A 6,500-nucleotide genomic window follows, 5' to 3' on the forward strand; every position below is an offset into this window, starting at 1 on the left:
TTTCAAACCAAAATGCCAGCCAACGTAGCGGTCAAACACGTCGCGATGAAACCGCCGATCAGCGCGCGAAAACCCAGCCTTGCCAAGTCCGAACGGCGATTCGGCGCCAAGCTCCCGATGCCACCGATTTGGATGCCGATCGAAGAGAAGTTAGCGAAGCCACACAGAGCGTAGGTGGCGATCAGAATCGAACGCGGTTCAAGCATGCCTTGGACGTTGCCCCCCAACGGAGACAATTTCAGGTAGGCGACGAATTCGTTCAGCACCAACTTTGTTCCCAGCAGATTGCCGACAGCCATCGCGTCCTTCCAAGGCACGCCCATCAGGAACGTGAGCGGCGCGAAGATCGCTCCCAAAATGAACTCCAAGTTAAAGGGCCGTCCGAGCGCTTGGTTTATGCCCGTGACAGAACCGATCAATCCGAGCACGGCGTTGATCAGGGCGATCAGCGCGATGAAAGCGATGAGCATGGCGGCGACGTTGATCGCCAGCCGCACGCCGTCGCTCGCGCCGCGCGCTGCCGCATCGATGACGTTGACATCGGTGCGCTCCATCTCCATGCGAACGACGCCCAGCGTTTCGGGTTTCTCTTTCTCCGGGTACATGATTTTAGCCACCATCATGCTCGCCGGCGCCGTCATCACGCTGGCCGTCAGCAGAAAGACGGGATCAATCCCTAAGCCGATGTACGCGGCCATCACCCCACCAGAGATGTGGGCCATGCCGCTCGTCATCACGGTCATCAGCTCCGACATGGTCATGTTCTTGACGTATGGCGCGACCACCAATGGCGCTTCCGTCTGGCCCATGAAGACGTTGGCGGCGGTGGAGAGCGATTCGGCACCGCTGGTCCGCATGGTGCGCGCCATGACGACGGCCATTGCGTAGACTACGCGCTGCATGATCCCGAGGTAGTAGAGGATGGCGAATAGCGAAGCGACGAAAATGATCGTCGGCAGTATCTTGAAAGCGAAGACGATGCTGTAACGGTTGATGAAATTGGCCGCGTCCGGCATGTTGCGCGCGATGGCCTCGATGTAAGTTGGGTCGGCTAAACGCCCGAAGACGAATCGCGCGCCCTCATCGGAGAAGGCGAGCAGTTTCGAGATCCCTTTGCCGATGCGATCGAAGATCGCAAAACCGATCCGCGTCCGCAAAATCAACAGGGCGAAGACGATCTGCAGCGCAAAGCCCCAAAAGATGACGCGCGGTTTGATCGCCCGCCGATCATTCGAGAGGAGCAGTAAGATCCCGAGTAGAACGATGATTCCGAGCAGACCGATGAGGCGTGTCGAAAGCGGCGTCGGATTCTCCCTCAACACTTCGTGAATCGTCTTCTGCGGCGTTTGACGCGGAGCAGCCCCCGTCCACGTCAACGGCGAAGATTGTCCATCGGCGCTGAACATGCGCACCCCGTTGTCGGCAACCGCCAAACCGACCACGGGCCACGGCGCATTGGCGCGCCTCCAATTTCGGCCGCCGTCCGAAGTCAACCAAACCGTTCCATCGCTGCCCAAGGTCGCCCCGCGCTCAGCGTCGAGAAAGCGCACGAGAGCGAAATCAGGTGCGCCGTTTACTGTGCTGCGCTCCCAACTCTCTCCGCCGTCGGCAGTGCGATGCACGTCGCCCGCCGCGCCGACCGCCCATGCGCGTTGCGCATCGAGCGCGAAGACGGCCCGGTGGTTCGTCGCGTCATCGCGCGCGCCTTGAAGTCTCCACGTCTCGCCACCATCTGATGTGCGCAGAAGTTGCCCGCCGTCGCCGACCACCCAACCGTCGTCGGCATCAACGAACCATACGCCGCGCAAAGCTTTCTCCGCTACCGTCTGTTTGATCTGCCAAACGTTCCCGCCATCATCAGAGCGAAGCAACAAGCCGCGCCCGTCAGTCGTTTCACCGACGACGTAAGCACGCCGCGCCGTCGGGAAAGCGACCGCATGCAGGCGTGCCGTATCGCTCAGGCCCGAGGGCCGCACATCGCGCCAAGTGCGCCCGCCGTCTTCGGTGAGGAGAATGTGCGTCCCGTCTGCGCCGTTTCCGACGAGCAACCCTCGGCTTCCATCGACAAACGCCGCGCCGGTCCAGTCCGCTTTGACCGGAAGGTCAACATCGGTCGCGTTGCCATCTTCCACGCGACGCAGCAAGCCACCTGAACCGTAGAACAACACCCTCTGCGCGTCGATGGCGGCAACGCCTGAGACCCGGCGTTGCGTTTGCGCGTGCGCGGAAGCGAGCAGCAATAGAGCGAACAGCGCAAAGAGTTTCACTCGGTAAACGACGGGCACCTTGTTCATCTTTCAACCTTTCCGCTGAGATTATCTGACAAATGACGGCAAACGCCGCGAGATGACATAAAGGCGAATCGCGCCGGATCGGCCTCTTCAAGCGACGACGCAAAGCGAGCCGCGCTGAACCAATTTCTTCAAACGGCGGGGCCTCAAGCGATGACTTCGGCGATGACCCCTTTTCGGCGCGGCCTCGCGTCGCTGAAGCGGTAGGCAGAACGCAACAGATCGCGCGCTTCTGCGAGACGCCGTTCGTCGTTGTAGTGTATGCGCGCCAGCGTCTCGCCGCGCTTCACGGGGTCGCCGATCTTCTTGGCGAGCACGATCCCGACTGAAGGGTCGATCTCGTCCTCCACACGCACGCGACCGGCACCGAGGATCATGCTTGCAACGCCCACACGTTCGGCATCGAGCGCGGCGACGTAGCCCGCTTCATCGCTCGAAAGTTCAGCGACGCGCTGCGCACGCGGCAGCAGGCTTGGATCATCAACCACCGATGGATTGCCACCTTGGGCTTCAATCGATTGGCGAAGCTTCTCCAAACCAGCGCCGCTTCGCAAACCGGCGCGCGCGTTCTGACGCGCGCGCTCGAGCGCGTCGCATGTTCCGCCGACGACGAGCATATGCGCCGTCAATTCGACGCAAAGATGAGTTAGATCCCGCGGGCCGCGCCCGCGCAACGTCTCGATCGCTTCCGCGACTTCGAGCGCGTTGCCGACGGCTCGTCCCAAGGGCTGGTCCATATAGGTCAGCAGCGCGACCGTGCGCACTGCGGCGCCGCGTCCGATTTCGACCAAGGCGCGTGCAAGGGCGCGCGCATCGCGTCGCCGTTTCATGAAAGCGCCGCTTCCTACTTTCACATCGAGCACCAGACCATCAAGCCCTTCGGCCAGTTTCTTCGACATGATCGAAGCGGCGATCAACGGGATGGATTCAACCGTCGCCGTCACATCACGCAACGCATAGAGTTTTCTGTCGGCGGGCGCGATCTCCTCCGTCTGTCCGATCATGGCGAAGCCGACGCGCTCGAGAACGGCGCTGAATTCATCGAGCGAAAGGCGCACGCGGTAGCCGGGAATCGCTTCGAGTTTATCGAGCGTCCCGCCTGTGTGGCCCAACCCGCGCCCTGAGATCATCGGCACGCACAAGCCCAAAGCCGCCGCCAACGGCGCGAGCACGAGCGAGGTTTTATCGCCGACGCCGCCCGTCGAATGTTTATCTACCTTCGGTTGCGAGATATGGGAGAAATCGAGCGTCCGTCCCGATCTGAGCATCTGCGCGGTGAGCGCGAGCCGCTCACGCTCGCTCATGCCGTTTAAAAAGATCGCCATCAAAAGGGCTGCCGCTTGATAATCGGCCCACTCGCCTGTGGTCACGCCGCGCACGAAGAAAGCGATTTCATCTTCCGAAAGCTCGCCGCGGTCGCGTTTACGGCGAATGACATCTTGCGGTCTCATGCGATTCGGAAATTTCCCCCAAAGTTATGATGTTGGGCCGTGGCAAGTCTTCGCCAAGATCGAAACAAAGGCCGATTTATACACCGCCTTGCACCGAAGCGCAAAGGGGCGCGCGCCGCTCAGCGCGAACGGGCGATGGGTCGCTCGCCATCTTCACCGTCGCTGGACCAACAACACTACTGCCTGCGCGGCAATGGCCCGCCCTTCGCCAACGGCATCGACGCCCTCGCCCGTCTTAGCTTTGACGCTGACGCTCTCCGGCGGCACGCCGAGCACTGCAGCGAGCTTTTCGCGCATCGCTTGGATGTATGGGCGCAGCTTGGGCCGTTCGAGCATGACGGTGGCATCAACGTTGCCGATGGCGTAGCCGCGCTCGTTCGCCAACCACATGACGCGCGCCAACAGTTGCAAGCTATCGGCATCCTTCCACTGTGGATCGTGATCCGGAAAGTGCGTGCCGATGTCGCCCTCGCACAGCGCTCCCAAGATCGCATCGATGATCGCGTGCGTCAACGTATCCGCATCCGAATGGCCTTCGGCGCCGAATTCCGCCGCAACGCAGACTCCGCCGAGAACGAGCGGACGACCGCTGACGAGACGGTGCGTATCATGTCCGATACCTATGCGGAACATGCTTCTACTCAAAACGAGCCGACTCAAATCGTGTCCGATTCCTATGTGGAGCACGCCGTCACTCAAACGGGCGCCGCCGAATCGCCGCCCCGTGCTCTCATCTCTTCGCGCAGCAAAGCCTCTGCGATCAAGAAGTCCTCCGGCGCGGTGATCTTGATGTTGCGCGCGCTTCCTTGGACGACGCGCACAGCGATGCCCAAACGTTCGACCAGAGCGCTATCGTCCGTCTCCTCCCATCCCTCGGCCATGGCCTGCTCGTACGCACGTCGCAGAAGATCGTAGCGGAAACATTGCGGCGTCAACGCACGACGAAGAGCGCCGCGCGGCAACGTGCGCACAACGTTGTGCGCGAGATCGACCTCTTTGATCGTGTCGGTCACGGGCGCAGCGAGAAGGGCGGCTCCCGTCTCGTGCGCCGCACAGACCACAGCATCGATCTCCGTTGGCGCAACCAACGGTCGCACGCCGTCGTGAACGGCCACGATGCTCGTCGCCGTCGCCCGCGTCGCTTGCAATCCGCGCCAAACCGATTCCATGCGCGACGCACCGCCAGCGACGATGCGCACGACCTTTTTCAAACCGTAACTTTCAAGACCGGCGAAGAAACGCGCCGCCTCGCCCGCAGGCAGCACCAGCACGACGCGCGCAATCGAAGCGCAAGCTTCGAAACGGCGCAACGTATGGACCAAGACCGGCGCGCCAGCGATACGGCGAAACTGCTTGCTGCATCCGGCGCGGCGTCCCTCACCTGCCGCGACGATGATCGCCGTGTTGGTCGTAGATGGTTTCAAGAGTTCTCGTCTTGCCCTATGTGCCGCGTCGGCGTGATGGCTGATCGCGCATCGCGCAACGTACGCCGCACTGTGCCGTTGGCTGTCCGCAATTCGCTGGTCGCACCGCTGTCGATCGGCCCTTCACACAAGCGCCCGAAGATCATCTTCCCAGCAGGCGTCTGGGTCACGCCCGTCACCAAGATGTCCGCTTCCTTGCCGATCATCTTGCGCGCGTTATCGACCACCACCATCGTCCCGTCGTCGAGATAAGCGACCCCTTGGTTGATCTCTTTCCCTTCTTTAAAGATGAAGACGCGCATCATTTCGCCCGGCAGCACCACCGGTTTCAAAGCGTTCGCCAGCTCGTTGATGTTCAGCACAGTGACGCCGTGCAATTGAGCCACCTTGTTTAAGTTGAAATCGTTGGTCACGATGACGGCTTCAAGTTGCTTGCTCAATTCGATCAGCTTCAGATCGACTTCGCGAATGGCCGGGAAGTCCGTATCTACCACTTGCACGTTGAGCTTGCTGTTGCCCTGCAAGTGTTGCAGCATGTCGAGTCCGCGCCGCCCACGCTGCCTCTTGGAAGCATCGGGCGAATCGGCCACCTGTTGCAACTCGCGCAGGATGAACTGCGGGATGACGATGGTGCCGCTTAAAAAACCCGTTTCAGCGATATCGGCGATGCGCCCGTCAATGATCACCGAGGTATCGAGGATCTTGTAATCGCGCCGCGTCGCCTTGTCGCTGAAGATGCCGCCCAATGCCGATAGATCGAGGTAATCCCCCTTGGCTGCGCCGACCATCAACCCGACGTAGGCCATGAAGAAAGTGAGCGCGAGCGTCAAAAAGGTCTTCGTTTCGGGCGCAACCGCAGGCGACTCTTGGTGGCTGATGAGCGTACCGATCAAGTAAGCGCCGATGATGCCCATGATCGAGCCGACAGCCGCGCCGATCAAAGTTTTAAGCGAAGCGCGTTGCACGCGCACCTCGAAGATGATGATGGCGAGCGCAATCAGACCAGCGATCGCTGCCGAGATCAACCGATGACCGAAGAAAGGACGCAAGATGTATCCGGCGGCGATGAGAATGGCGCTGAAGACCAACCGTATGATGATGATGTCCGTGCGCATGATAAGCCAATATATCAAATTCGCTGGCTGCGAGACACGTGCCGACGCCGTGTAGCAGCTTCAACCAAACGGAACGCAGCTTCGACGCCGCAAGGCAATTGGATGAGGCGCAACGGGCAACTTCTCCAGCCACACCAAAATGGATCTTCAACCGCTGGAGCTTTGTCGCCTCGAGAAAGCAGAAAAACGCTGGTTCCGCCAAAATTGATTTTCAACGCT

At 60.7% G+C, this 6,500-nt stretch carries 6 protein-coding genes and 1 pseudogene; 1 reads left to right on the plus strand and 6 read right to left on the minus strand.

Features of this window, described 5'->3' with window-relative positions; translation table 11 throughout:
- Positions 1-2: 2 nt before the first annotated feature.
- The 6 genes and pseudogenes from C4334_RS00555 to C4334_RS00580 all read right to left on the minus strand — a co-directional run bounded on the left by C4334_RS00555 (position 3) and on the right by C4334_RS00580 (position 6,281).
- Complete coding sequence (locus C4334_RS00555; protein WP_352430145.1) at positions 3-1,283, minus strand: NupC/NupG family nucleoside CNT transporter; 1,281 nt, start codon at positions 1,281-1,283, stop codon at positions 3-5.
- 192 nt (positions 1,284-1,475) lie between these two features.
- Positions 1,476-2,294 (minus strand): annotated as a pseudogene (locus C4334_RS00560) (WD40/YVTN/BNR-like repeat-containing protein); the annotation flags it as partial.
- A 143-nt stretch (positions 2,295-2,437) separates the two neighbouring features.
- On the minus strand, positions 2,438-3,742 hold the full coding sequence (locus C4334_RS00565; RefSeq protein WP_352430123.1) for a thymidine phosphorylase: 1,305 nt from the start codon (positions 3,740-3,742) through the stop codon (positions 2,438-2,440).
- A gap of 153 nt (positions 3,743-3,895) precedes the next feature.
- Positions 3,896-4,375 carry a 2-C-methyl-D-erythritol 2,4-cyclodiphosphate synthase gene (gene ispF / locus C4334_RS00570; RefSeq protein WP_352430124.1) on the minus strand — a complete coding sequence of 160 codons (480 nt, stop codon included), beginning with the start codon at positions 4,373-4,375 and terminating at the stop codon, positions 3,896-3,898.
- 62 nt (positions 4,376-4,437) lie between these two features.
- Positions 4,438-5,166 (minus strand): 2-C-methyl-D-erythritol 4-phosphate cytidylyltransferase, encoded by a 729-nt coding sequence (ispD, locus tag C4334_RS00575; protein WP_352430125.1) that lies wholly within the window; start codon positions 5,164-5,166, stop codon positions 4,438-4,440.
- Positions 5,163-6,281, minus strand: coding sequence for a PIN/TRAM domain-containing protein (locus C4334_RS00580; protein ID WP_352430126.1), 1,119 nt, complete (start codon positions 6,279-6,281; stop codon positions 5,163-5,165). Before C4334_RS00580 ends, ispD begins: the two co-directional genes overlap by 4 nt.
- A gap of 38 nt (positions 6,282-6,319) precedes the next feature.
- On the opposite strand from C4334_RS00580, the gene C4334_RS00585 reads away from it, so the two are divergent.
- The coding region (locus C4334_RS00585) for a hypothetical protein (protein ID WP_352430127.1) at positions 6,320-6,500 on the plus strand (181 nt) is incomplete at its 3' end.

This window comes from Pyrinomonas sp., assembly GCF_040289685.1.
Classification (GTDB): domain Bacteria; phylum Acidobacteriota; class Blastocatellia; order Pyrinomonadales; family Pyrinomonadaceae; genus Pyrinomonas.